The sequence below is a fragment of the Vibrio sp. 970 genome, assembly GCF_033339075.1.
The window spans coordinates 205,375-228,891 of record NZ_JAWOTW010000003.1 but is presented as its reverse complement, the minus strand read 5'-3'; the positions used below and the strand labels follow the sequence as shown (position 1 = coordinate 228,891).

Genomic DNA, 23,517 nt, shown 5'->3' with positions numbered 1-23,517 from the left:
TTCAGGTGTCAACGGGAAGCCTTTCTCTATTCAATCTTTAACTTTTTAACTTTCAATTTTGGATAAGGACACATTCATGTCTACTGATTTTAAGCCTGCAGAATTCGTGCAAACCATGATCAATGTTGGTGAAGCGAAAACCAATACAAGCACGCGAGACCTTCTGCTTCGCGGTACGATGGCTGGCGTTATTCTTTCGCTTGCGGTGGTGGTTGCTATTACCGCGATTGTACAAACGGGTATCGGTCTTGTAGGAGCACTTGTTTTCCCCGTTGGTTTCGTAATTCTAAGTGTGATGGGGTATGACCTAGTAACCGGTGTTTTTGGTCTAGCGCCTCTGGCTAAGTTTGCTAACCGTCCGGGCATCACTTGGGGTCGTATCTTCCGTTGTTGGGGTCTTGTAGGCTTGGGTAACCTTATCGGTTCTCTGATCGTTGCTTACCTAGTGGCTATCTCTCTAACAGGTAACTTCTCTCTAGAACTGAACGCAGTAGCGAAGAAATTTGTGGCTGTTTCTACCGCGCGTAGCCTTGGTTTTGAAAACATGGGTATGGACGGATGGATCACGTGTTTCGTACGCGGCATCTTCTGTAACCTAATGGTATGTCTAGGCGTTATCGGCAACATGACAGCACGTTCAGTATCTGGTCGCGTAGCAATGATGTGGTTCCCAATCTTCATCTTCTTCGCTCTAGTATTCGAGCACACAGTAGTAAACATGTTCCTATTCCCACTAGGTATGATTCTAGGTGCGGATTTTGGTATCGCGACTTGGTTGAACTTCAACCTTATCCCAACCATCCTAGGTAACATTGTTGGTGGTCTAGTAATGACTTGTATTCCACTGTACCTAACTCACGCTAAAACTGCGCCTTCTATCAATGCTGAAGAAGAAGTAAAAGCGCAACCTGCAATGGCTAAATAACCATTAACGGGTAATTCGCTTAATATGGTCCCGCTTCTGGATGGGCGGGACTATTCTCTAACTAGATTTCAATTTTTAACTTTCACTTTCGCGACATATTTTATTGATTTAGCTATAAAAAGTAATAACTCCTTAGAGTGGTTTTAGCCCTAAGTGCATAACGCGAGTGTTACTCTTTATATCTAAATTTTTCGATAGGCGTTGATATGACTACTGCTCACTCATCTTTAAACAGCGGCTTTGTTTCTCTTGTTGGTGCAGGTCCAGGTGATCCTGATTTGCTCACAGTAAAAGGCTTAAAAGCCATTCAAGCGGCTGAAGTTGTTGTATACGACCGTTTGGTGTCGAAAGACATTCTAGAATTGGCTCATGCATCAGCAGAGATGATCTACGTAGGTAAAAAATTAGACTTTCACTGTGTGCCTCAAGATCAAATCAACCAAATCTTGGTGCAGAAAGCACAAGAAGGTAAGCGTGTTGTGCGTCTGAAGGGCGGTGACTCATTTATCTTTGGCCGTGGCGGTGAAGAGTTAGAAGAACTAGCGGAATTTGGTATCAAATACGAAGTGGTTCCGGGTATCACAGCAGCAGCGGGTGCAACGGCTTATGCTGGTATTCCATTAACACACCGCGACCATGCGCAAAGCGTTCAATTCATCACTGGTCACGTACAAAAAGATGGTCGTGAGATTGAGTGGCATTCACTGGCGCAATCCAACAACACGCTTGTGTTCTACATGGGTTTGAAGCAAAGCGGCCACATTATGGATAAGCTGATCATTCACGGCTTAGATCCTGAGATGTCATGCGCCATTATTGAAAACGGTACGCGCCCGGAGCAGCGCGTGTTCCAAGGAAAGTTGAACGAGTTATCGAGCATGGCAGAGCAAGCTGTGAGCCCAGCATTGATTGTGGTTGGTAGCGTTACTCAGCTGCACAACAAATTGGATTGGTTCGCAAAGTAATACTGCCCAGAAGTGACTATATTTTACAGGGGCTTTGTTGCCTCTGCATTTCTTGCTTACGCATAGGCATTTGATCAATGAGGTTGTTGATAAACGGCCAGTCTGTTTCTGCGCCCCAACGGTGCTTTTCTAGACCATCTTTACCAAGCAAAATAGCGGTATGAGAACCTTTTTCGACCTCATAAAGACGAGCTAGCATTTTTAGGTCGAACTCTTCTTTAAGCCAAGCAGGAAAAGTATAACCTTGTTCTGTAATGACCAGCGTGACGACATCTCTGTCTTCCAACTCACACTCATTCATAAGTGTTTCTAGCAAGAATTGTTTGACGTATTCATCATTTTCTGGCGCAAAGTAGAGCACACTTCTATGTGGCCAGTATTTGGAGTGCGCTGGATAACCAAATGCTGTCGATGACAAGATACAAGAAAGCAGTATCACTAGTAACTTTCCGCCCATGACAGTTCCCCTAGAAACCCAAATAACTTTTTATACGTTAAGTTTAGTGGAATTGGCTCATTGTGCTTTTTCCAAAACTGGCATAGGGTAGGCAGCAAATAAATTGAGCGTAGAAATAGATGAGTTCGGAAAGCAAACAAAAAATCGCCATTTTGGTTGATGTACAGAATGTGTATTACACCTGTCGCGAAGCGTATCGAAGCAATTTTGATTACAACCAGTTTTGGTATGTTGCCACACAAGGGAAAGAGGTGGTAAGTGCTCGTGCTTATGCTATTGCGAGCAATGATCCCAAGCAACGTCAGTTCCACCATATTCTTCGGGGTGTTGGCTTTGAGGTGATGCTTAAACCCTACATCCAGCGTCGTGATGGTAGCTCGAAAGGCGATTGGGATGTGGGTATTACTCTCGATGCAATTGAAATTGCTCCCGAAGTTGAGGAAGTGATTCTAGTTTCGGGAGATGGAGACTTTAGTCTGCTAGTAGAGAGAATTCAGCAGCGCTTCAATAACACGGTGACCGTTTATGGTGTACCTAAGCTAACATCCCAAACTCTGATTGATTGTGCCGACAATTTTGTCGCGATTGATGACGATTTCTTGCTGTAGTAATAGTGCAATAAAGAAAGGCGAGTCACTCAGGCTGTACGAAACGTACAATGACTCGCCTCTAATTTATCGTTGATTTGGCTAGTTACGAAGGAATGATCATTTGCCCTAGCAAGTAACCCAAGCAACACGCACCAATCACGCCGATTAAGCCCACAGACATGAATGAGTGGTTGAAGTACCACTTACCAATCTTAGTTGTGCCCGAGGTATCGAAGTTCACAGTCGCGATATCTGAAGGGTAGTTTGGAATAAAGAAGTAGCCGTATACCGCTGGCATCAAGCCGATAAGCAGCGCAGGTTCCAAACCTAAGCCGAGACCAACAGGCAGCATCATGCGAGCCGTTGCAGCTTGAGAGTTCACCACAACCGACACAATGAATAACGCAAGCGCGAATGTCCAAGGATAGTTGGTTACCATCTCAACGATGCCAGATTTAAATTGAGGCATAGCGTACTGGAAGTAGGTATCTGACATCCATGCAATACCGAAGATAGCAATCGCCGCCACCATACCAGATTTAAATACCACCCCATTTGGTACGTCACGCGGGTCAGTTTTGGTCGCAAGCAAAATGATACCGCCGAAGCAGAGCATCATCATTTGAATCACAACTGCCATGCTGATTGGCTTCGAGCCATCTACGATGGTACGAATGTCTGGCCACATCGCGATAACGACGATAACCAAGATAGAAGCAATGAACAGCAATACAGAGTTACGAGCACTTGTTGGTAGTACTTCATCAAGAGACGTTGCAGTTGTGTTGAGGATTTTTTCTCTCCACACAGGATCTTTCAAACGCTCTTGGTATTCTTCATCGTCGTCTAGCTCCTTACCACGCTTTAGGCTGTAAAGTGACATCAACAACGTACCGAATAGCGTTGCAGGTACAGTAACGAGCAGAATTGAGAGCAGAGTGATCTCGTGTTGAATATCAGAGAGTTGCGCCAAGTAGTAAACTACGGCCGCTGAAATTGGTGATGCCGTGATTGCGATTTGAGAGGCGACAGAAGCGGCAGCCATAGGACGCTCAGGACGAATGCCGTTTTTAAGTGCAACGTCGCCAATGATTGGCATGATAGAGTAAACCGCGTGACCTGTACCAAGTAGGAAGGTCATAAAGTAAGTCACGAACGGAGCAATAAGGGTGACGCGTTTTGGGTTCTTACGAAGCACACGCTCGGCAACTTGCAGCATGTATTTCAAACCGCCAGCGGCTTCAAGAATGGAAGCACATGTTACCACCGCTAAAATGATCAACATGACGGTGACAGGAGGAGAGGTTGGCGGCATCTTAAAGATGAAGACTTCAATCACCAAGCCAATTCCGGATACGACCCCAAGGCCTATACCACCATAACGTGAGCCGATATACAGCATCACGAGCAAAAATAGAAACTCAAGATACAACATGTGGATTTCCTTATTCAAAACAGAGGGCTACATAGCCAAATTACCTCTTTGTATTGTCTAGATATTCAGAAAGAAAATACTTCATGTTGTTCACAATCCGCTGGATAAGAAACAGCAATATTCAATTATTGGCAATAACTCACGCTACACAGGGGAACTGTTAACACAGTTTTATCAGGGTGTTTTTATGCTGTGTATTTTTGCGATCATGTGAGCGTTAAATGCGAAGAGGTTTAAGAGTTTGTTGCTATTCATCGCATACGTAACCAGACCTTACAGTTTCACAGAACGCGGAAATACAGTCATAACTAACCCTAAAGGTGCTTCTTTGTTATGAAAACGCAAAGGATAATAGTTTGCATTGCGATTGGTGCTTGGGTATAAAGGTGTCAGAATGACTACACCAACAATAAGCCATCATGTCTGAGCAATTTTTCCCGCAACTGTTTCAAACTTCGAGTGAGATTACACCTTATCTACACGGTGATATCGGCGAGATAGGGCAAGAAGCTATCCATATCGAGAATGATATCAACCCGATCATCCAAGGCCTTTACCAGCAAATCTCGGAGGCTCATCCGGAAGCGGGAAAAGCATATTGGTTGACAAGAACGTGGGATTTACTTTGTTGGCAGCCAGTTTATGTCGCATTCATCTCTATTTACGGTTACCACACGTTGCCAAACATTCGCGAGATAGCGCAGCACCTCAAACCTTGTTTTGTTTCTGGGTACCGATTCGCCGACGAAGCGCATATACATGGCGAGCCAGAAGCGTTGATAAAAGAGGCGGGGCGTCAAATCCGAGAACTGTTCGACTTCTATCAACAAGAGATGAGTCAATGGACACGCATTCGTCCTGGCTTCACCCATCAATTGATGTCGGACGGAATCATGGCTTGTTTAATTCGTCTCCAACAGCGCTTTCCGCAAATGACTAACTCGACACTTCAGGAGCATGCGGTCTTGTGGCTAAGCGCAATGGGTTTGGATGTTGATAATAGCCGCTCACTTCATGAGACGGAATCTGATCAGCCGCTAAAGTTAGTAAGAAAAAGTTGTTGTTTAGTCTATAAGTGTGAAGGCAGAAAGCTTTGTGCAGATTGTCCTCGTTTAGAGGAAAATCGACAGCTTATGAGCAAGAAGGTTCTTAATTAACATTTATTTAACTTGTGTAACAGTGCTCGATTTGAGAGTGAGAATAAGTATCATTGCATGCTCTTGTTGACAACAAAAAGATAAATACAATGATGAAAAGGACGTTTTCTTTCAATCTCATCGTACTTGCGATGAGCAGTGGATACGCAGTTAGCTCAATAGCAGCAGAAGATCTTCAACAAACATCGACTCCGAGCGATGAGCAATTGGTTGTTGTAGGCAGTGTGATGCCGAAATCGATCTCCGATATTCCAGGAACCGTTTGGTTTGTTGGTCAAGAAGAGATTGCTCAGCAATATCGTGCGGGCAAGACACTGGGTGATATTCTTTCTGCAACCATCCCTTCTTTAGACGTCGGCACCGGTGGTCGAACTAACTATGGTCAGAACCTTCGCGGTAGAGCAATGTTGGTAATGATTGATGGTGTCTCGTTACAGTCTTCTCGCCCGATTAGTCGTCAGTTAGATGCAATAGACCCATTCAACATCGAGCGAATTGAAGTACTATCTGGTGCAACCTCCATTTATGGTGCAGGCGCTACTGGTGGTGTTATTAACATTATCACCAAGAAAGCGTACTCGGATGACTTGTCGTTTGAATCCTACGTGAGTGGCACTACAGGCTTTAATAGCAGCGATGACTTTGATTACAAACTCGCTCAGTCTATCTCGGGTGGTAATGAGCGAATTACCGCTAGAGGTTCGGTTGTGTACACCGAGACACAAGGTGCATTTGACGCAAATGGCGACATTGTCACCCCAGACATTTCACAGGGCTCTTTGCAGTATAATTCAACGCTCGATGTTATGGGATCGACCGAGATTCAAATCTCCGATGCCAGCAAGTTAAACCTTGTCGCACAATACTATGACAGCCAGCAAGATTCGCCATACGGTTTGTACATTGTTAACAATAAATTTGTTGATGTACGAGAGGGGTTCGATTCCGACCGTGAACATGGTACAGAGCGAGTTCTCTTAAGTGCGAACTACGCTCACGACAGCGTATTCGGTCATCAACTGATAGGCGAGTTATCTTACCGTAGTGAAGACCAAACCTTTACTCCTTATTACCAAAGTGCCTCTCAACAAAAAACAGAAGTTTTTGCTGGGCGCTTAGCGTTAGCTAAAAGCTGGGAGTCATTCAAACTTGTTTATGGTGTCGATGCGTACTTAGACCATTTTGAAAGTAACCAGGCTCTGTTCGATCCAACCATTGCGAACAGCTCTGGGAACTTAATTAATCGAACTTATGCCGAAGTGGGGCGTTACCCAGATGTTGATGTGGCGTCTTACGCAATGTTTGTCCAGGGGGATTACCAAATCAATCAAGATTGGTCAGTACAAGCAGGCTACCGCTACCAATACATGGACAATAAGATTGATGATTTTGTTGCCTATAGTATACAAAAGAAGATCGCATCGGGTAATGGTGTATCAGCGGATGCGGTACCAGGTGGCAGCACTGACTACTCTGTGAGCTTATTTAATTTGGGCACCATTTATCAGCTTAACGATGAATCTCAGCTTTGGGCGAACTTCTCTCAAGGTTTCGAACTCGCTGATCCTGCAAAGTACTACGGCCAAGGTAGTTACGATGCCGCGGATGCAAATGGTCACTACGCGTTGAACAATAGCATTAATGTATCTGACTCAAAAATGTCGGGCATCAAAACGGACAGCTATGAAATTGGTTACCGATTAGATACGGATACTGTCGCACTGCAAGCGGCGGGTTACTACTCGGTTTCGGATAACTCAATCAAGTATGACAAGAAGACGCTCCTAATCACCAATGTTGATGACGAGCAACGTGTATACGGTGCCGAAGCAAACATTAACTACTGGGTAAACCGTGATATTTTGTTAGGTGCATCAGGTCACTATGTGGTTTCTGAGCTGAAAACCAACGGTAAGTGGGAAGATCTAAGCGCGGGTAAAGCAAGTACATCAAAAGCGAACGCGTGGGCGGCTTACTATCAGGATGGCTATTCAGTACGTTTACAAAGCCAGACGATGTTTGATTACGAAGATGACGCAAACAATAAACTAGATGGATACACTACGTTTGATCTTCTTGGTAACGTAACACTACCTATCGGGCAGTTAGGTTTTGGTATTCAAAACCTATTTGACGAAGACTACACAACCGCTTGGGGACAACGTGCGCAGATTCTTTATGCAGCACACTACGATTCTGCAGCGTACGACTACAAAGGAAGAGGTCGCACATTCACACTGAACTACAGTGTCGAATACTAAAGCTAACTATCTCCGAATATCAAAAAAGCCGCTTGAAGCGGCTTTTCTTTTAGGCTTGATCTGTCTGCGCTGTGTCTACAACGTTTTCCGTGTGTTCTGAAGCTTGGTTTTGTTCTTCAGCTTCCATTTTCGCGCGTTCAGCTTTGGAGATATAACGCGGCTTATTGCTCTTATGTAGCTTAGCGTTATGCTTCTTCTGCTTCGCTTTCAAGATCTGATTGATTTTCTTCTTGCGGTTCATGGTGGTGGTCCTTTAATTTAGCGAGGCAGGATAGTTACTTTTTTATCAAGTTACAACTAAATAAGCGCCGGTATCGGTCGCAAAATTCAAGTACGTTCCTATGTCCAATCATCTATCGCGTTTTAATGGAGCCCAAATGAAAACACTGTACACCGAACGTTTGATACTGCGTCTTGTGAGTGTAGATGATGCACCATTTATACTAGAACTTTATAACCACCCAGACTTCTACCGTTTTGTCGGAGACAAACAAATTCGTACCGAATATGAAGCGGCGCGTTACATAAAAGAAAACATGCTACGCATGCAACAAATTAAAGGCGTGAGTTTACTCGTTGTAGAGAAGAAAGAAGATGGGCAACCCATCGGGATTTGTGGGTTGGTTAAACGTGACACATTACAACACTATGATCTCGGATATGGATTTTTACCTTCCGCTTATGGCTTCGGCTACGGAACGGAGTCTGCAACCGCAGTGCTGGAATACGCTAGAGAGGAAATGAAACTCGATAATTTGGTTGCCATCACCAATAATGACAATATTCGTAGTATAAGTTTGCTCAAAAAACTGGGCTTTGAGTTTGAACGAGTTGAGCAGCAATATGATAATGGCCGCACGTTAGAACTTTACACAATGATGTTGTGATTTTTGGATAGCGCATGAGCGATATTTTACTTGGCAAACTCGCCACTGAATTTAAGACAGTAAAAGCCATGGTAGAGGTTTACTGTCATGACCATCATGGAACAAAACGTGACTTATGCTCAGAATGTCGTGAGCTGCTTGAATACGCAGAAGTGCGCCTCGACCGCTGTCCTTATGGAGAGAATAAACCGACGTGTAACAAATGTCCGATTCACTGCTACAAACCAGAGCCGAAAGAACAAATGCGTTTGGTCATGCGTTACTCTGGCCCCAGAATGTTACTGAAACATCCCATCTTGGCGGTTCGTCATTTGCTTCATGAAAAGCGCATGGTACCGGAAAAGCCTGCAGCGAACGCGTCAAACCGTCACAAGCGTTTATCTAAACAAAAATGCGAAGAATAAAAAAACGAGGGCGACATGCCCTCGTTTTCGTTGAGTAGAAGCGGCGTGGTTAGAGGCCAGCGGCCATACGCTGCTTGGTTTTGCTCGCAGCAAGTAGCATGTATACGCCAGTCGCAACCAAAGCGGCAAACAAGTAGCCTAGCAAGCCGTGTTCTTGGCCCATAAATTTATCAGCGACAACAGGACCAGCAACAGAGCCGATGCTGTAGCTAAACAGCATGACTTGTGTCGCAGAGACAATAAAGCGTTCATCAAGTCCTTCGCAACCTAAGTTGATTGCAATCGGGTACAAGGCAAAAGTAGCTGCACCTAAAAAGAATAATGCAGCAGCCAATACCACGGCTGACGAGGAAATAAACGTCATACCGATCGAAAAAATACCCAAAATACAGAAAAACGCCATTAGCACTGTGCGGCTCATGTATTTGTTTAACGCGGTCACCATTGGTTGAACTAGCATGCCACCTAGAATCACTAGCGCCATCAATGTACCAATGTCTTGATGGCTAATTTTACGGTTAGTTAACTCAACTGGCATTAATCCGTAGATCGCGCCTAAGGTCAAACCTGAAACAACACAACCAATAATTGCTGCATGGTTTAGTTTGGCAATTTGCTTAAATGATAAAGCGGTTGATTCATGGCTGTTTGGCTGCTCACACTCAATGAACATTAGCACCAGCATCGCCATTAGGATCAACGTCGTGATCGCAATAAACGGAACGCCGCCACTTACGCCAAGCACGCCAATACCAAACTGGCCTAATGCTGAACCACCATAAAGCGATAGCATGTACAAGCTCAAACGTTTCGCACGCGATGCTTCGTCTCCAGACATTAGCCAAGACTCAACAATGACAAAAACACCAGCAACCGCGATCCCCGCAATAAAGCGAGCGGCAAGCCACATCAATCCGTTAGCAAACACGGGTAGTGTGACGATAGTTAGCGAAAATACGGCCAAGCAACCAATAAACGCGTTACGGTGACCAACTTGACGTACGATACGTTCAATAAAAATAGCACCGGTTAATAAGCCGCCATAAAACACACTCGCCAACCAACTCGCGTAATCTGCTGAGATGTTGTATTCACCGAGCATGAGAGGGATCAAGCTCATTAAATAGCCCGAAGCCACCGCATAAAGAGACAGTGCGACGACTGGAACTGTAACTCGTGGTGATGCTGCAGGAACGACTGTGTTTTCCACTGTTTTGCGCCTATAAGTTAAATGAAATCTAAGGGTTATTCGGCGCGAATATGAGGCTAATAGTTAGGCAAGTAAAATGATAAATTTAAGTCGTTTCGATAAATAATATTTGTTACCTAGATAGGTTGATAAGTTGCATAAAAACGCCAACCTACAAACAAGGTTGGCGTGGAAGATTATTTAGTAAGTGCTTGATTTAACCATTGATCGAATTGAGTTTTAGGTAACGCACCATTGATCATATCAACGCGTTGACCATTCTTGAAAACCATAATGGTAGGAATACTGCGAATACCAAATTGCGTCGCAAGTTGTTGTTGAGCTTCGGTATCAATCTTAACAAAACGAGCCGTTCCGGCTTGCTCATGAGCAACATCAGAGAAAACAGGAGCAAAGCCAACGCACGGGTTGCACCATGGGGGCCCAAAAATCTACTACAACAGGCATATCACTTTGTAATAGAGCAGAAAAGTTATCTTGTGTACCTTCGATAGGCGAGCCGTCTAAAAGTGCACTTTTACATTTACCGCAAGTTGCAGATTCGGCAACGCGCTCATTAGGGACACGATTTAGACCGCCGCACGAAGGGCAGCGAGTTTTAAACGATGACATGACTTCTTCCTTTATTACGTATTGATGAAAACATGACTTACCAGTCAGCCTCATTATTTGTATACTTATTTTTTAACCTGCCGAAATAACGCAGCGCAGGTTTGTATTTGAGCCTAAGGTTCTAAGAAATTTTATTAAAATACAACAATAAATAGGTCTGCGATGACAAATTACTACGCTGAAATTACAGGTTGGGGGAAATGTGTTCCGCCAGCCGTGCTCTCTAACGATGATCTTAGCACTTTCCTCGATACTTCCGATGAGTGGATTCGTACCCGCACTGGTATCGAAAACCGCCGTATTAGTCATGTAAACACGTCAGACATGGCGACCGTTGCTGCTAAACATGCATTAGCTCGAGCAGGCGTCGATGCAACAGACGTGGATTTAATCATTGTGGCGACTTGTTCACCAGATTCATTGATTCCAAATATCGCGTCTAAGGTACAGCAGAACCTAGGTATTCGTGCAGCCGCTGCCTTTGACTTAAATGCCGCATGTACGGGATTTGTCTATGGCCTAGAAACGGGCACACGTTTGATTCAATCAGGTAACTATCGTAACGCGATCATTATTGGTGCGGAAAGATTGTCTTTCTACATCGATTGGGCAATGCGAGATACCGCTGTTCTATTTGGTGATGGTGCGGGCGCCGTTGTGTTATCAAGAACGGAAAAAGAAACGGGTTTACTACAGTCTCAAATCGGTTGTGACGCAAAAGGCCGCGATATTCTGTCCGTACCAAAGTTTGGTACTTGTATGGATCGCTTTGCGGAAGACAACGGTTACTGGGATTTCAACTTTGTAGGACAAGAAATTTTCAAACGTGCAGTAAAAGGCATGGGGCTAGCTGCGAAAACCGTACTGAAAGCATCACAGTTAACGACGGAACAAATCGATGTTGTGATTCCGCATCAAGCGAATATTCGTATTATTCAAACCTTGTGTGACCTGTCTGGAATTCCACACGACAAAGCGTTTGTTAACATTCAAAACTATGGCAATACTTCAGCTGCGACCGTGCCAATTGCATTGTGTGAAGCGGTAGAGCAAGGTCGAGTTAACCCAGGTGATAATATGCTTCTTGCTGCGTTTGGTGCAGGTTTGACATGGGGTGCGGCAGTATTGAAATGGGGTGACCGCGTAACGCCAGTTTCTGAAAGTGATGCGGTTCTGCCTGAATGTGAGCAATCCGCGTTAGAATTACTTGAGCGTGCCATTAAGCTGTGTAACGAACGCCGTCGCGACGAGGTGTAACGGACACTCTGCAAACATAAGATGGGTAAGGGAGCGCGAGGCTCCCTTATTTGATGATGCGTTCTACAGCTAACCTGAAAAATATCTTAAGCCATAAAACCCAGGTTTGAATGAGTAAAATTACGGATGTTCGGGAAGACGTATTCCAGTGCAGCGTTATCACTCACGCCCATCCACTGTGCTAGTGTTGAACCAACTTGATCAGCGGCAATTTTGGGTATGAGTCGGCCTTGAGAGTAATCATCGTTTCCGCCCAGTATTAGTTCCGGCCATGTACCGATAGGTTGTTTCCCATTTACCGCGCCTCCAATTAATAGTTGATGGCCACCCCAGCCATGATCGGTACCATTTCCGTTGCTCATCATCCGTCGACCGAAGTCAGACATAGTGAAAGAGGTGACTTGCTTGTTTAGCCCTAACCGTTCGACCGCACGATACATTGCTAAAAGGTTTGTCGCGAGATCCTCAAGTAACACTGGATGACGTGCCAATTGCGAATCGTGCAGGTCATACCCAGAGTGTTTAACGAAAAAGACTTGTCGTTGCTGCTTCAGGACATCTTGGCTTGCTATCAATTTGTACACGGTTTGCATCTGCTTGCCGAGCGTCGATGACGTAAACAGCGGCTCGTCAGCAATGTGGTTGAGTTGCTCGCTCAGTACACTACTCATTACCATCGACTCATCAACCATCAAATTAAAATGACCATTAAATGGATTGTCAGTTTGATGAGAGAGAAGGCGATCATAGATCCCCTTGTATAGCGGGTTATCAATCGCGGTAAGCTGAACTGCGCGATCTTTTTTCAGGACGGTTTGGCGGTGTTCCATTGCCCGTAACCAAAGCGAGTTGCCATGCACACTGTATAGCGGTGTTATTTCTGATTCAGAGTTTAATACATCCAACATTCTGCCAGCCCAACCAAGATTTTTAGACTCGCTCATTCCACCAAGTAACCAAGCGTCTGTTTGAGAATTATGAGAAAACAGTTGCTCGGGAAGTGATGCTTCATCTTGCTCAATAGCTTGTTTGGTGACGGGGTGGTTGAGAATGCCACTATTGAGCACGATGCTGGCATCGCCTTGTTCGAAAACGGAAGTTAACGCATTTAACTTTGGGTGTAAGCCGAGCTTCACTGGGTGATTTGAGCTATCGACAGCACTTAAATTGATAGGGAGTATGTCTTCTTTGGCGACAGAGAGTGGCCCTCTGACTTTGGAATATTGACGATAGTGCGCCTCCGATAATGGCAGTATGGTGTTGAATGCATCGTTTCCGCCTGCTAAATACACACATATTAATGCTCGAAAGTCATTGGATGGCGCTGCGAGAGAGTAACCTGGCAGACTAAGAGAGGCTAGTGCGCCCATCGATAGCGTGCTTTGTATAAAATGTCGTCGTGAAATATCCATAATTCACTCCTAATCCTGAATATAGAATTCGTCGCCAGAAATGGCGGTAAATATCACTAGAGCGAGTTTTGTTGTTGGCACATAGTCCCCACGATAATCATTCAGGGCGGTGAGCATGAGCTCTTTCAATTCAGCAGAAGCCGTTCCAGCAAAGAAACGCTCGTTAACCAATTCGACTAAGGCACGGTGATCGTCCAGAAGAAGATAAAACTCGTTAAGATCGAAGTGGTAGGAATCACCACCTCCTCTACGAGTGCTGGTTAACATATAGTTGACCAAATCGGTATAAACAGACCAATTGAGAAGTTCATACTCTGGAGAGTTAATACCAGACTCCGTAAACTCGTTAGACGGCTGATAGTCTGGAGAGTAAAAATTAAACACGGAAGGAGAACGAAGCGGCCCTTGATTAGCGATGTTCATCATCGTTGTTGCGTCTTCGTAACGTGATCCTTTAATCGTAAAACCTGATGCTCGATGAAAATTAGTCAGGACCAGTATCGGTTCTTTCACTTTTATAGGCGGGGTATCCGTCATCCCTAATGCTTCAGGGTCGAGCAATATGGCTCGAACAACGGCGGTTAGATCGCCTTTTTCTCCTTCCCCATTGTTGTTAAATATCGTAGCAACACGCGCGACGTACTCTGGGCTTGGATTTGAACTGACCAAACGTTGGATAAGTAACTTTGAAACAAATGGAGCAACATTTGGGTGAGACATCAACATATCAATCACTTTTGAAAGCTCTTCTTGTGCGGTTAGACCCGATGGGATCACGTTCCCTAGAAATCGCTTCTCGCCGGTGTCGTGTCTTTGACTGATAACTCGCATCGGTTTCACGAATGCGATGTCGGAATTTTTCCATCCAGTTAATGCTCGCGCGAGCTCTTGAATATCAGTTTGATTGTACGTGGGGATAGGTTTGCCTGTTGCGTGGTTTAGCTTTTTACTGCCATCTAAATTGAGTTCATACAAACCGATAGTGAATAACTGCATTAACTCTCGAGCAAAGTTCTCATCGGGAAGCGTTCCTGTCGCACTATTTTCTTTTGCACTACCGAGCATAGACAAATAGCTCCCCATGACTGGATGGATGGAAACGTCATACAACAGGTCTCGGTAGTTGCCAAACGCATGCTCAACCAACAGATCGTAGTAATTCACTAACCCTGTAGGTTTGCTGGAAAGAACGCCGCCATAACGAGAAACGACTACGATCTGACTCAATGCATAAGCCGTTCGCTGTCTGAGCTGATCTTCAGCAGTAACAACAATTTGATACCAAGCATTTTCTCGGTTTGACTGTAGGCCTTTAGAAAAAGGCGTTTGATAAAGTGGTTGATGGTAGGTTGCTGGCAGGTTGATTTGCTTCTGTATCCAATCCTCTAACCCGTTTTCCCTAACCTCATTAATTAACGCAGGTGTTGGTCCAAAAGAGGTTTGATAGAGAAAACGCGCAACGGTTTGATCGGATGGGGATTGCTGTATTTGTGCTGATACATTAGACACATGGCTCAGCAATAAGATAGCCAATCCTAGTACCCAAGCAGAGATTTTATTTAGCTTCTGACGTCTCATAGTTAACTCGCTTACCCGAAGTAACGATTTAAGTCCATTTAACGGGAGTTATTAAGCTCTTTTGAGCTGTTTAGTAAATTTATGAAAATCAAGCAGCTGCATAGGCGAGTATAGTAGCTATAAGTGGTGAACAAAAAACTCAAACGGTGAATTTGGTACTATAGTGCTAGAAGTTTTTGATGCTATTTTTTCTAAGATACTGATATTAAATATGGCCAGTGAAGAGTAATAAGCAGAGATATCGCAATGGATATAGAAGGGGGACAGCTAAAGTACTGTTAACAAGAGATTGGTATGTTTGTTAAGGCTTAAGTTAGTTTCAAGAAATTATTGAGCCAATAAATAAAGTCCATTGGTTTGCACAAGAGAAAACCACACGGATGTTCTCTTGTACAAAGCAACAAAGGTTATTTTCGGGCAAGCTTATGGTGAGCACGAGAAAAGTGATCGGCACAAAATGCGCCCACGATCGAGAGTTCGCCAGCCAGACAAAGCGCAGCTGCGACTTCGGCTAACGCTTTCGCATTGCCGTTGCCGTGCAAACCCAAAATATCCAAACATGCTTTTTGCGTTGGAAGGCCAGTACCACCACCAACCGTCCCCACCATGATGTTTGGCAAGGTCACGCACGCGTACAAGTTGCCTTGAGCGTCCACATCCATACGAGTGATTCCAATGGCAGACTCTGCAACGCAAGCGGCATCTTGACCACAAGCAATGTACAGCGCGGCAAGCGCGTTTGCGTAATGCGCGTTGACGCCAATTGTCCCGCTGAGTAAACCGCCCACTGTGGTCATTTTGCCAAATTGAACCATAGACTCCGGCGTCGTATGCAGATATTTTTCCACCAACTCAGCAGGAATGGTCACTTCGGCGGATACTTTCTTACCGCGTACCGAGCGCAGTGTGTGCGCGTTTGGTTTTTTGTCGCCTGATAAGTTGCCATCCAAGAATGCTTGAGTTGGTTTGATTGGGCTGGTCGCCAAAATATGATGGAACACTTCGTTTGTTGCGATGGTCACCATGTTTTGTCCGGAAGCGTCACCAGTCACGTATTCAAAGACCAAATAAACGTGGTTTCCTTCGATATTTACATTGATGTCTTTGAGTTTGCCATGTGAGGTGGTGGATTCCGCAATTTGACGAAATACGTCAAACTGGGTCACAACCCAACTGACGAACTGGCCGGCGTCAGCAAGGTGATTAAAGGCGAATACTGGTGTTCGGCTCACCCCTTCACTTAGTAACAATGCGCTCGCGCCACCAGCGGCGGTGATAAGATTTGCGCCACGGTTGTAGGAAGCGACTAACGCGGCTTCTGTCGTTGCGAGCGGAACCAAAAAGTCATCGTTCGCATACAAACCGTTGACGCGCAAAGGGCCTGCGATGCCGACCGGCACATTGACAGTACCAATGAAGTGCTCGATGTTGTTGGAGTAAGCGTCGCAATGTGACTGTGTGAAAGGATCAAGAAGATGATCTTTATTGGTCACGTGTTCCAATACTTGCCAACGGCGCGCCAAATGCTTATCCGATAGGCCAGGGCTTAAGCAGAGACGTTTCTCTGGCTTGTGAAACTTCGGTTCTAATGCCGATTGAATCTTACTGCTGGTTTCGATATCGGAAAGGGCGGAGCTTTGAACAGGGTTATCTTGGTTTAACTTCGGCATACAAACGTTAACTGAAAAATCGAACCAGAGATTGTAGTGATTGAGGCTTTGATTACAACGTTGATTATACGTTTTGCAACAAATACCACTGTGCAAGCGCTTTTATTATCCAAGTGATTTGATATTGGAGCGACGAATTTATCGGACATAAATGGGTTTTGACAATGAATGTTGAGTAAATGGTAGATCCGGGAGGTTATGGCTTTTAGAGAAACTGGCCTGTAGGTGTTTGGATTCGACAAGGTGTAAGCATGAGTGCCTTAAGAGCGGAATGGTTCAATCTATGAAAGGAATAAATTGTCTAACCCAGTCCCTTGGGTCAGACGTTAGTTTGAATCGGTTGTTCAAAAACTAGTTGAAGGCGCGAGCCACACGTCCCGCACTTTGAATACGGTAATGGCCAACGTAAGCAGGAACAAATACAGATTGTCCCTTCGCGGCGGTTAACGTCTCACCGTTATCACTGATGAGTGTCAGGTCGGCATCAATCGCTATCAAAATCTCTGCGCTGTTTGCCTCAACCACGTCGTGATTCGGTTGGTTAAGAATGCTGAAACTAAAGTCTTCCACTGGAACGGGGTAAAGGCTTTGGCAACCATTGGCATTGGGTTCTAGAACAAGGCTGTCAAAAGGCTTAGGCACAAAATCTGTGCATTTAACCAGTTCTTCAACATCCATATGTTTCGGCGTGAGTCCTGCACGTAAAACGTTATCTGAGTTCGCCATGATCTCTAATCCCGTACCTTTAATGTAAGCGTGTGGCGTTCTTGCGCTCAGGAACATCGCTTCGCCAGGTTGCAGCGTGATGACATTCAACAGTAATGGCGCAAACAAGCCGACATCGCCGGGGTATTGAGTGGATAGATCCAAGATGAGCTGGAAAACGTCGCTGCCAGTGCCTTGCTCCGATTGACGTGAAGCGTGGGCAAGAAGCTGTTTCAGTGCTCGCTCTTTTGTTTCTCCTTCCATGGTAAGAATGTGCACAAAGAAATCGCGTAAACCTTGTGAGTTGATTTCGCGTTTGAATGCATCTAGCGGTGTGCGTAGCTCATCGATATCGCAAAGGCCAAATGCCTCAATAATCTCGTCATACGAACGAAAACCGTTCATGGCTTGGTAACTTGTCAGCGCGTACACCAACTCAGGTTTATGGTTTGGATCCTTGTAGTTACGATGGCTTGCGTTTAGTGGGATCCCGGCACTTTGTTCTTTTTCGAAGCCTATTTCGGCATCTTGTTTGCTTGGGTGAACTTGAATCGACAGTGCATGTTCGGCCGCTAAGATCTTAAACAGAAAGGGCAGGTCGCCAAATTTCGCTGCGGTTTCTGCTGATAAGTAAGCGGGTTGGTTTTGTTTGATCAGTTCAGACAAAGGCAGCGTGTTTTGCTCAATCTGAACTTCAGAGCAGCCGTTTGGGTGAGTACCCATCCATACTTCTGCTTGAGGCTCATTCGTTTCGTTAGAAAAGCCAAACAAATCTTGAATAGAAGAGGTGCTTCCCCAAGCGTAGTTTTGGATTTTGTTGTTCATTTGAAAGAAGCTATGCGATGAAATAGTGTTCAAATTCATGAATTTTTCCCATAGTTAACCCTCCGAACTGAATCGGAAGAAAAATTGAGCAGAGATACGTTAAATAAGGAGGGCGAGCGCGGTTAGGTCACTCGCCAATTTGCCCGAAGGGCGATAAGTCGATTTATAACCGAGGTTTTGGTTCGAGTGGTTTTCGTGATGGTTGCGCTTGCAAAAATGGCAGCAACAAAAGGCCAATGACGGCTGCACAAACTGAAATGGTGATGAAGAAACCCGTCCAATGATATTCTTCAAGAATTAACGCCAGTGGATAACCAGACAATGCTGCGCCCATGTAGGCGAACAAGCCCACGAATCCTGTTGCCGCGCCGGCAGAGTCTTTGTGAGAGCACTCCGCCGCCGCCATACCGATCAGCATTTGTGGTCCAAAGACAAAGAAGCCGATGGAGAACAATCCCGCCGCTTGGAATGCAAAGTTGGTCAGAGGCATCAGCCAAAGCGCAGAGACAGATAAGAAAATCCCAATCGCGAACAGTAAGTTCATTGGCCCACGGTTACCGCCAAAGAGTTTGTCTGAGCCCCAACCCGCAACCAATGAACCAACAAAACCGCCGATTTCAAACATAGACAGAGCAGCGTTGGCGTTAATCAGGCTATAGTGATGCTGCTCGGTCAAGTACAGGTTTCCCCAGTCATTGATTGCGGTACGAACGATGTAAACCAACACATAACTGAACGCGAGCAGCCAGATGTATTTGTTGTTAAATACGTACGATTTCAGAATTTCGCGGTAGGTGAGGCCACGTCCGTAATTTTCTTGCGCAAGTTCTAGCGCGTCGTTGCGCCATTGTCCGACACTTGGTAAACCCATTGTTGTGGGTTTGTCGCGCAATCGCCAACAAACGAATAGACCGAGCAATACCCCGATGATGCCGGGTAGAATAAAGCCTTCACGCCAGCTGTAGTGCAACGTTAAATAGCCCACCCAAATAGGGATCAGCGCGCCACCAACGTTGTGTGCGGTGTTCCAAATGGCCCATAAGAAGCCACGCTCGGAGCGTGAATACCAAGTGGTTAACAGCTTGGAGCATGAAGGCCAGCCCCAGCCTTGGAACCACGCGTTTAAGATCCACAGAGTAATGAAAGCCGCGAGTGAGCTAGAAAAACCGAACGCGATATTGACCAGACCTGTCGCAATCAATCCTAGTCCCATGAAATAACGAGGATTAGAGCGATCCGAAATCGTGCCAGAAATAAACTTCGAGCAGCCGTAGGTGATGTAGAAAAGCGTACCGATAAGACCCAAATCGCCTTTATCTAAGCCAAGATCGGTAATCATCGCTGGTGCGGCGTAGTTAAAGGTCTTACGGGTAAAGTAGAAACCTGCGTAGCCGATGTACATCCCCAACATAATGTGCAAACGCCAATGGCGGTAACGCTGGTCGATTTGCTCGTTGCTTAGACTCGGTTGAGTAAATTTAGGTGAACGTAAAAATCCAAACATCTTGAGTTACACCTTAGGTAAAGTAATGCTGATTTGTGTGCCGATCACTTGATCGCTGGTGGAGTAGATAACCATTTTTCCACCTAACGCGTGCACACGCTCTTGCATGCCGCGAACGCCCATGCCTTTCATACTGTCCTGAACTTTGAAACCGACACCATCATCGTGAATCATCAATGACACCGCCGTTTCTCCAATTGTCAGTTCAATATTGATCAACTGCGCTTCTGCGTACTTGGCAGCGTTATTTAATGACTCTTGGCATAAACGGAATAGGGTTACTTTGAGTGTGTCACTCAGGCTTGTGTAATCGCCTTGCCAGTTCAGTTGAACAGTCGTTCCGTGATTGGCGAATTCCATCTCTCGCGTCAGTTGCTCGACGGATTCTTTCAAGTCCAAATCATCCAGCATTTTGGGTCTTAGCTTGCTCAACAGTCGCTTAGTGGTGTCGTACACGTTGAGCGAAAGCCCTTCGATCATGTCCGCGCAACCAACGCGTGTTTCTGCGTTGTTCACTCGTTTAATGATGTTGGCTTGTGTGCGGATTGCCGTGATGTTCTGTCCGATTTCGTCATGTAGCTCGCGCGCAATATCGCGTCTTACCGATTCTTCCGCTTTGATAAGCTGGCGAGACAAATTCTGATTGCGCGCAAGTTCGCCGCGCAGTTTGTGATTGAGGTCTTTTTGTTTCTGAACCCCTAAGCCGAGCATAATGCCGGTGATGGTTTGCGCCGAGAGAGATAATAACAAATCGGTGATTTCTAGATTTGATACGCCGCTACGAGCCGCAATCAGCGCTATGCTGTTGAGCATGGTGGCGAGCAGAGCACCTTGCCAGCCGTAACGCAGAGCAAGCACGATGATTGGAATCGCCATACAAAATGGCGCAAATCGTTTTAGCTCTTCAGGCAAGCTGGTTTGCACCAAAATACTGCCGATCAAAAGTAGCGCATAAAGCACGATATGACGCACCTGAAATACAACGGCATTACTAAGTAGGAGAGAGCTAAGCGGAGACCAACGACTTTGGAACAAATAACTCCATAACAAGTAGCACATAGGCACCACGAGCAAGCCTCCAGAAATGCTAGCCAGCCATACCATGTAAACCGAAGGAACGTGAAAACCAACGGCCATCACATTAATAAACGCGCTAATGATAATGACTGCGCTCATCACGGCTAAATGGCGGTTTTGGTCTCCGTAGTAGTATTTTTTCGCAATCAGAGTGACCGGGATACTGGCAATGCTCGCAATCAGCACGGTAAGCCACTGCGGTTGACCCAGTAAGATCGCAAGTGCGATGGAAAGTCCCCACTCCGAAAGGTAAATCGTCGGCCAATAAGCGGTGCGAGTGTGCAGGGCGACACCTAATCTTAAAGCGAAAGGAAACAATAAGATCGCCAGTTCGGGAGCATTGACAAAGTAATAGGCAATCACCCATAAGCAGAACCAGGCGCAAGCCATAACAAATAGTCCGCAAATGGTGGTAACAGCGTAAGCTCGCATTAAAAGGACTCTTGAGAAAATAGTTTGGCGAGCTCAACGTTGTTTTTCACGCCGAGTTTGTCGATGGCATTCGCACGATGCACATGCACGGTCTTGTGGCTCAAGCCAAGCTCTGCCGCGACAGACTTTACATCCAACCCGGTCGCAAGTAGCTGACATACCTCGTTTTCACGTTTTGTCAGTTGGCATAGAGAGGTGGTGTTGTCGCTAGGCGTTGCAAGTTTAAGTGCAATATCTGATGTGAGGTAACAGCCGCCAGAAGCACTGGTTCTCACGGCTTGAATAAGTTCGTCTGGGCTACAGCGTTTACTAAGATAGCCTTTTGCACCTAGCTTTAGTGATTTTTCCACCATCGCAGGGGAGTCATGCACGCTAAGCATCACGCAGGCAATGCCAGTTGGTATTTCGCTAAGAAAGTTTAAGCCGCTTTCATCTGGCATGGAGATATCTAGGATGACGACATGAGGGTGTACCGCAGGCAAGCCTTTGCGCGCTTCGGCGACAGAGCCGAATTCACCGACAACGGTAATATCACTTTCTAAATTTAATAATTGTGCGAAACCTGAACGCACGATGACGTGATCATCAACTAGAGCAACATGAATCATTATTACAACCAAATAGAGCAGACGACTAACAACAATAAGCTCCAACAGGAGCCAATAGAAAAACCTTTAATGATACTGAATTGATCAACTCATTTTAATGATCTTGCGCGCTTTACCGAAGTAAAGCGCGCAGAGAAGCTAGGCTTGGTTTTGTGCAAGTTGAAGCTTCTTCGCGTGTCGAATCTTCTTCTCTTCCGCGATAGCGACGAAAGCAAGCAAAACAATACAAATCATGGCGGAGGTATCTAGAGCTGCGAAGGTACCTTTCCAACCAGTTAAGCCGAAGATAGGTGTACCGTCTGCAATCATACCGAGACCAAGTTTCGCGAAGCTGTCACCGATTAGGTAAGCGAATGTACCTTTTACGCCGTCAGCCACACTGATTGCTTTTTTAGGGACAAAACCAACCGCGGCAACACCGATAAGAAGTTGCGGACCAAACACCAAGAAGCCCAATACAAATAGAGAGGCTAAGTACATGAACTCGCTAGTGGCGTGTTGGTAGAACTCAAGCGATACGATGATCAAACCAAGAGATACACAAGCAACCAATGCGCGGCGACCGTTTGCTAGGTCAGACAGGTAACCCCACATCAAAGTACCCACAAGCGCACCGACTTCGAACAGAGTAAAGCCAGAGATTGCCGTTTCTTTTGACAGACCAAGTTCTTGGTACGCGTATACCGTTGACCATTGGTCGATACCGATACGAACGATGTAAAGGAAGATGTTGGCAAAGCAAAGTAGCCAGATAACTTTGTTTTTAAGAACGTATTCAACAAAGATTTCTTTTTTGGTCATCTGGTTTTCTTCAGCGGCGGTGTCTTCTTCACTCACTGCTTCATCGAAAAGTTCTTCTACTTTACCTAGACCGTAAGCTTCTGGAGAGTCGCTACCAAAGCGCATACCGATAAAACCAACGATGATCGCGATGATAGAAGGGAACACGAACATGCCGATTACGTGTCCGTCGAATAGGTAGTTGGCACCGAAAAGAGCAACACCCGCTGCGCCCGCACCACCAACGTTGTGTGACATGTTCCACAAGCCTAGGTAAGAGCCGCGTTTGTTACGAGGTGTCCATTTTGTAATGGTTGAGTAACTAGAAGGGCCACCAGTACTTTGGAAGAAACCACTCAGAGCGTAGAAAGCCACCATCAAGAACAGGCTTGCACTACCGCCGCCCATGCTGAAGCTGAAACCAAGCATTGCAAGACCAGAAAGGATCAGCATAAAAGGGAGGAATTGCTTGGTGTTCTTACCGTCAGCGTAGTAAGAGACAACGGTTTTACCGATGCCGTATGTGATGGAGAAGCCAAGGCCAATAAGACCTAGGTCTGTCATGCTCAAACCGTAAGTTGAGATCATGTCGTTTTGCGCGACATTGAAGTTCTTACGAATCAAGTACATGGTTAGGTAGCCGATAAATACGACCAAGTAAGATTGGATGAACGGTTTAAACCACATCTTTCTTCTAACTTCGACAGGAAGATCGAGGGTCGGCTTCCGCACCTGTTCGAGGAATTTTAACATGATGAACTCTCTT

20 protein-coding genes and 1 pseudogene are annotated in these 23,517 nt (G+C 45.5%); 8 read left to right on the top strand and 13 right to left on the bottom strand.

Annotated features, from left to right (window positions below):
• Positions 1-76 precede the first annotated feature (76 nt).
• Entirely contained in the window at positions 77-925 is an 849-nt protein-coding gene (locus R7Q11_RS05945) for a formate/nitrite transporter family protein (protein ID WP_005387971.1), read from the top strand.
• Between the two features lie 206 nt (positions 926-1,131).
• Complete coding sequence (gene cobA / locus R7Q11_RS05940; RefSeq protein ID WP_136976402.1) at positions 1,132-1,890, top strand: uroporphyrinogen-III C-methyltransferase; 759 nt, start codon at positions 1,132-1,134, stop codon at positions 1,888-1,890.
• 16 nt (positions 1,891-1,906) lie between these two features.
• On the opposite strand, the gene R7Q11_RS05935 is transcribed toward cobA, so the two are convergent.
• Positions 1,907-2,347, bottom strand: a complete 441-nt coding sequence (locus R7Q11_RS05935) for a DUF4174 domain-containing protein (RefSeq protein WP_005376058.1) — start codon at positions 2,345-2,347, stop codon at positions 1,907-1,909.
• 119 nt (positions 2,348-2,466) lie between these two features.
• Here R7Q11_RS05935 and R7Q11_RS05930 point away from each other — a divergent pair, with 119 nt between their 5' ends.
• On the top strand, positions 2,467-2,955 hold the full coding sequence (locus tag R7Q11_RS05930) for an NYN domain-containing protein (RefSeq protein ID WP_005376059.1): 489 nt from the start codon (positions 2,467-2,469) through the stop codon (positions 2,953-2,955).
• An 85-nt stretch (positions 2,956-3,040) separates the two neighbouring features.
• On the opposite strand, the gene R7Q11_RS05925 is transcribed toward R7Q11_RS05930, so the two are convergent.
• Positions 3,041-4,372 carry an anaerobic C4-dicarboxylate transporter gene (locus R7Q11_RS05925; RefSeq protein ID WP_005376060.1) on the bottom strand — a complete coding sequence of 444 codons (1,332 nt, stop codon included), beginning with the start codon at positions 4,370-4,372 and terminating at the stop codon, positions 3,041-3,043.
• Between the two features lie 419 nt (positions 4,373-4,791).
• Here R7Q11_RS05925 and R7Q11_RS05920 point away from each other — a divergent pair, with 419 nt between their 5' ends.
• Together R7Q11_RS05920 and R7Q11_RS05915 are read left to right on the top strand one after the other, a co-directional pair.
• Positions 4,792-5,529 (top strand): siderophore ferric iron reductase, encoded by a 738-nt coding sequence (locus R7Q11_RS05920; protein ID WP_042520969.1) that lies wholly within the window; start codon positions 4,792-4,794, stop codon positions 5,527-5,529.
• 89 nt (positions 5,530-5,618) lie between these two features.
• Positions 5,619-7,790 carry a TonB-dependent receptor gene (locus R7Q11_RS05915; protein ID WP_225466273.1) on the top strand — a complete coding sequence of 724 codons (2,172 nt, stop codon included), beginning with the start codon at positions 5,619-5,621 and terminating at the stop codon, positions 7,788-7,790.
• A 49-nt stretch (positions 7,791-7,839) separates the two neighbouring features.
• Here R7Q11_RS05915 and R7Q11_RS05910 read toward each other — a convergent pair whose 3' ends face one another.
• Positions 7,840-8,031: a DUF2986 domain-containing protein gene (locus tag R7Q11_RS05910; RefSeq protein ID WP_005376066.1), complete on the bottom strand. Its 192-nt coding sequence runs from the start codon at positions 8,029-8,031 to the stop codon at positions 7,840-7,842.
• Positions 8,032-8,167: 136 nt separating this feature from the next.
• On the opposite strand from R7Q11_RS05910, the gene R7Q11_RS05905 reads away from it, so the two are divergent.
• Positions 8,168-8,677: a GNAT family N-acetyltransferase gene (locus tag R7Q11_RS05905; RefSeq protein ID WP_054865303.1), complete on the top strand. Its 510-nt coding sequence runs from the start codon at positions 8,168-8,170 to the stop codon at positions 8,675-8,677.
• 14 nt (positions 8,678-8,691) lie between these two features.
• A complete protein-coding gene (locus tag R7Q11_RS05900; protein WP_005387988.1) occupies positions 8,692-9,081 on the top strand; it encodes a nitrous oxide-stimulated promoter family protein in 390 nt (129 codons plus the stop codon).
• A gap of 49 nt (positions 9,082-9,130) precedes the next feature.
• On the opposite strand, the gene R7Q11_RS05895 is transcribed toward R7Q11_RS05900, so the two are convergent.
• Both R7Q11_RS05895 and trxC read right to left on the bottom strand, forming a co-directional pair.
• Positions 9,131-10,291 (bottom strand): MFS transporter, encoded by a 1,161-nt coding sequence (locus R7Q11_RS05895; RefSeq protein ID WP_033907039.1) that lies wholly within the window; start codon positions 10,289-10,291, stop codon positions 9,131-9,133.
• Between the two features lie 176 nt (positions 10,292-10,467).
• Positions 10,468-10,903, bottom strand: a pseudogene (gene trxC / locus R7Q11_RS05890) (thioredoxin TrxC).
• Between the two features lie 162 nt (positions 10,904-11,065).
• On the opposite strand from trxC, the gene R7Q11_RS05885 reads away from it, so the two are divergent.
• Positions 11,066-12,160, top strand: coding sequence for a ketoacyl-ACP synthase III (locus tag R7Q11_RS05885; RefSeq protein WP_053349917.1), 1,095 nt, complete (start codon positions 11,066-11,068; stop codon positions 12,158-12,160).
• A gap of 86 nt (positions 12,161-12,246) precedes the next feature.
• On the opposite strand, the gene R7Q11_RS05880 is transcribed toward R7Q11_RS05885, so the two are convergent.
• The 8 genes from R7Q11_RS05880 to uhpT all read right to left on the bottom strand — a co-directional run bounded on the left by R7Q11_RS05880 (position 12,247) and on the right by uhpT (position 23,504).
• Entirely contained in the window at positions 12,247-13,572 is a 1,326-nt protein-coding gene (locus R7Q11_RS05880) for a DUF1501 domain-containing protein (RefSeq protein ID WP_104976075.1), read from the bottom strand.
• Positions 13,573-13,581: 9 nt separating this feature from the next.
• On the bottom strand, positions 13,582-15,150 hold the full coding sequence (locus R7Q11_RS05875) for a DUF1800 family protein (RefSeq protein WP_053349915.1): 1,569 nt from the start codon (positions 15,148-15,150) through the stop codon (positions 13,582-13,584).
• A 407-nt stretch (positions 15,151-15,557) separates the two neighbouring features.
• Positions 15,558-16,820, bottom strand: coding sequence for a hydroxymethylglutaryl-CoA reductase (locus R7Q11_RS05870; protein WP_025767748.1), 1,263 nt, complete (start codon positions 16,818-16,820; stop codon positions 15,558-15,560).
• Between the two features lie 351 nt (positions 16,821-17,171).
• Entirely contained in the window at positions 17,172-18,389 is a 1,218-nt protein-coding gene (gene manA, locus R7Q11_RS05865; RefSeq protein ID WP_206957547.1) for a mannose-6-phosphate isomerase, class I, read from the bottom strand.
• Positions 18,390-18,513: 124 nt separating this feature from the next.
• Positions 18,514-19,854 carry an MFS transporter gene (locus R7Q11_RS05860; protein ID WP_005394568.1) on the bottom strand — a complete coding sequence of 447 codons (1,341 nt, stop codon included), beginning with the start codon at positions 19,852-19,854 and terminating at the stop codon, positions 18,514-18,516.
• Between the two features lie 6 nt (positions 19,855-19,860).
• The gene (gene uhpB / locus R7Q11_RS05855) at positions 19,861-21,363 is read right to left on the bottom strand and encodes a signal transduction histidine-protein kinase/phosphatase UhpB (protein ID WP_225466272.1); all 1,503 of its coding nucleotides are present in this window, start codon (positions 21,361-21,363) and stop codon (positions 19,861-19,863) included.
• Positions 21,363-21,971, bottom strand: coding sequence for a transcriptional regulator UhpA (uhpA, locus tag R7Q11_RS05850; protein WP_005376090.1), 609 nt, complete (start codon positions 21,969-21,971; stop codon positions 21,363-21,365). The genes uhpB and uhpA overlap by 1 nt, the downstream gene beginning before the upstream one ends.
• A gap of 138 nt (positions 21,972-22,109) precedes the next feature.
• A complete protein-coding gene (uhpT, locus tag R7Q11_RS05845; RefSeq protein WP_021707729.1) occupies positions 22,110-23,504 on the bottom strand; it encodes a hexose-6-phosphate:phosphate antiporter in 1,395 nt (464 codons plus the stop codon).
• Between the last annotated feature and the right edge of the window lie 13 nt (positions 23,505-23,517).

Bases quoted from the DNA above. Each gene is read 5' to 3' on its own strand.
- R7Q11_RS05920 (WP_042520969.1), top strand. From the start codon at position 4,792: ATGTCTGAGCAATTTTTCCCGCAACTGTTTCAAACTTCGAGTGAGATT.
- uhpA (WP_005376090.1), bottom strand. From the start codon at position 21,971: ATGATTCATGTTGCTCTAGTTGATGATCACGTCATCGTGCGTTCAGGT.
- R7Q11_RS05905 (WP_054865303.1), top strand. From the start codon at position 8,168: ATGAAAACACTGTACACCGAACGTTTGATACTGCGTCTTGTGAGTGTA.
- R7Q11_RS05885 (WP_053349917.1), top strand. From the start codon at position 11,066: ATGACAAATTACTACGCTGAAATTACAGGTTGGGGGAAATGTGTTCCG.
- R7Q11_RS05880 (WP_104976075.1), bottom strand. From the start codon at position 13,572: ATGGATATTTCACGACGACATTTTATACAAAGCACGCTATCGATGGGC.
- R7Q11_RS05935 (WP_005376058.1), bottom strand. From the start codon at position 2,347: ATGGGCGGAAAGTTACTAGTGATACTGCTTTCTTGTATCTTGTCATCG.
- R7Q11_RS05930 (WP_005376059.1), top strand. From the start codon at position 2,467: ATGAGTTCGGAAAGCAAACAAAAAATCGCCATTTTGGTTGATGTACAG.
- uhpT (WP_021707729.1), bottom strand. From the start codon at position 23,504: ATGTTAAAATTCCTCGAACAGGTGCGGAAGCCGACCCTCGATCTTCCT.
- R7Q11_RS05925 (WP_005376060.1), bottom strand. From the start codon at position 4,372: ATGTTGTATCTTGAGTTTCTATTTTTGCTCGTGATGCTGTATATCGGC.
- R7Q11_RS05910 (WP_005376066.1), bottom strand. From the start codon at position 8,031: ATGAACCGCAAGAAGAAAATCAATCAGATCTTGAAAGCGAAGCAGAAG.
- R7Q11_RS05900 (WP_005387988.1), top strand. From the start codon at position 8,692: ATGAGCGATATTTTACTTGGCAAACTCGCCACTGAATTTAAGACAGTA.
- manA (WP_206957547.1), bottom strand. From the start codon at position 18,389: ATGAATTTGAACACTATTTCATCGCATAGCTTCTTTCAAATGAACAAC.
- R7Q11_RS05945 (WP_005387971.1), top strand. From the start codon at position 77: ATGTCTACTGATTTTAAGCCTGCAGAATTCGTGCAAACCATGATCAAT.
- R7Q11_RS05860 (WP_005394568.1), bottom strand. From the start codon at position 19,854: ATGTTTGGATTTTTACGTTCACCTAAATTTACTCAACCGAGTCTAAGC.
- R7Q11_RS05875 (WP_053349915.1), bottom strand. From the start codon at position 15,150: ATGAGACGTCAGAAGCTAAATAAAATCTCTGCTTGGGTACTAGGATTG.
- R7Q11_RS05915 (WP_225466273.1), top strand. From the start codon at position 5,619: ATGATGAAAAGGACGTTTTCTTTCAATCTCATCGTACTTGCGATGAGC.
- R7Q11_RS05870 (WP_025767748.1), bottom strand. From the start codon at position 16,820: ATGCCGAAGTTAAACCAAGATAACCCTGTTCAAAGCTCCGCCCTTTCC.
- cobA (WP_136976402.1), top strand. From the start codon at position 1,132: ATGACTACTGCTCACTCATCTTTAAACAGCGGCTTTGTTTCTCTTGTT.
- uhpB (WP_225466272.1), bottom strand. From the start codon at position 21,363: ATGCGAGCTTACGCTGTTACCACCATTTGCGGACTATTTGTTATGGCT.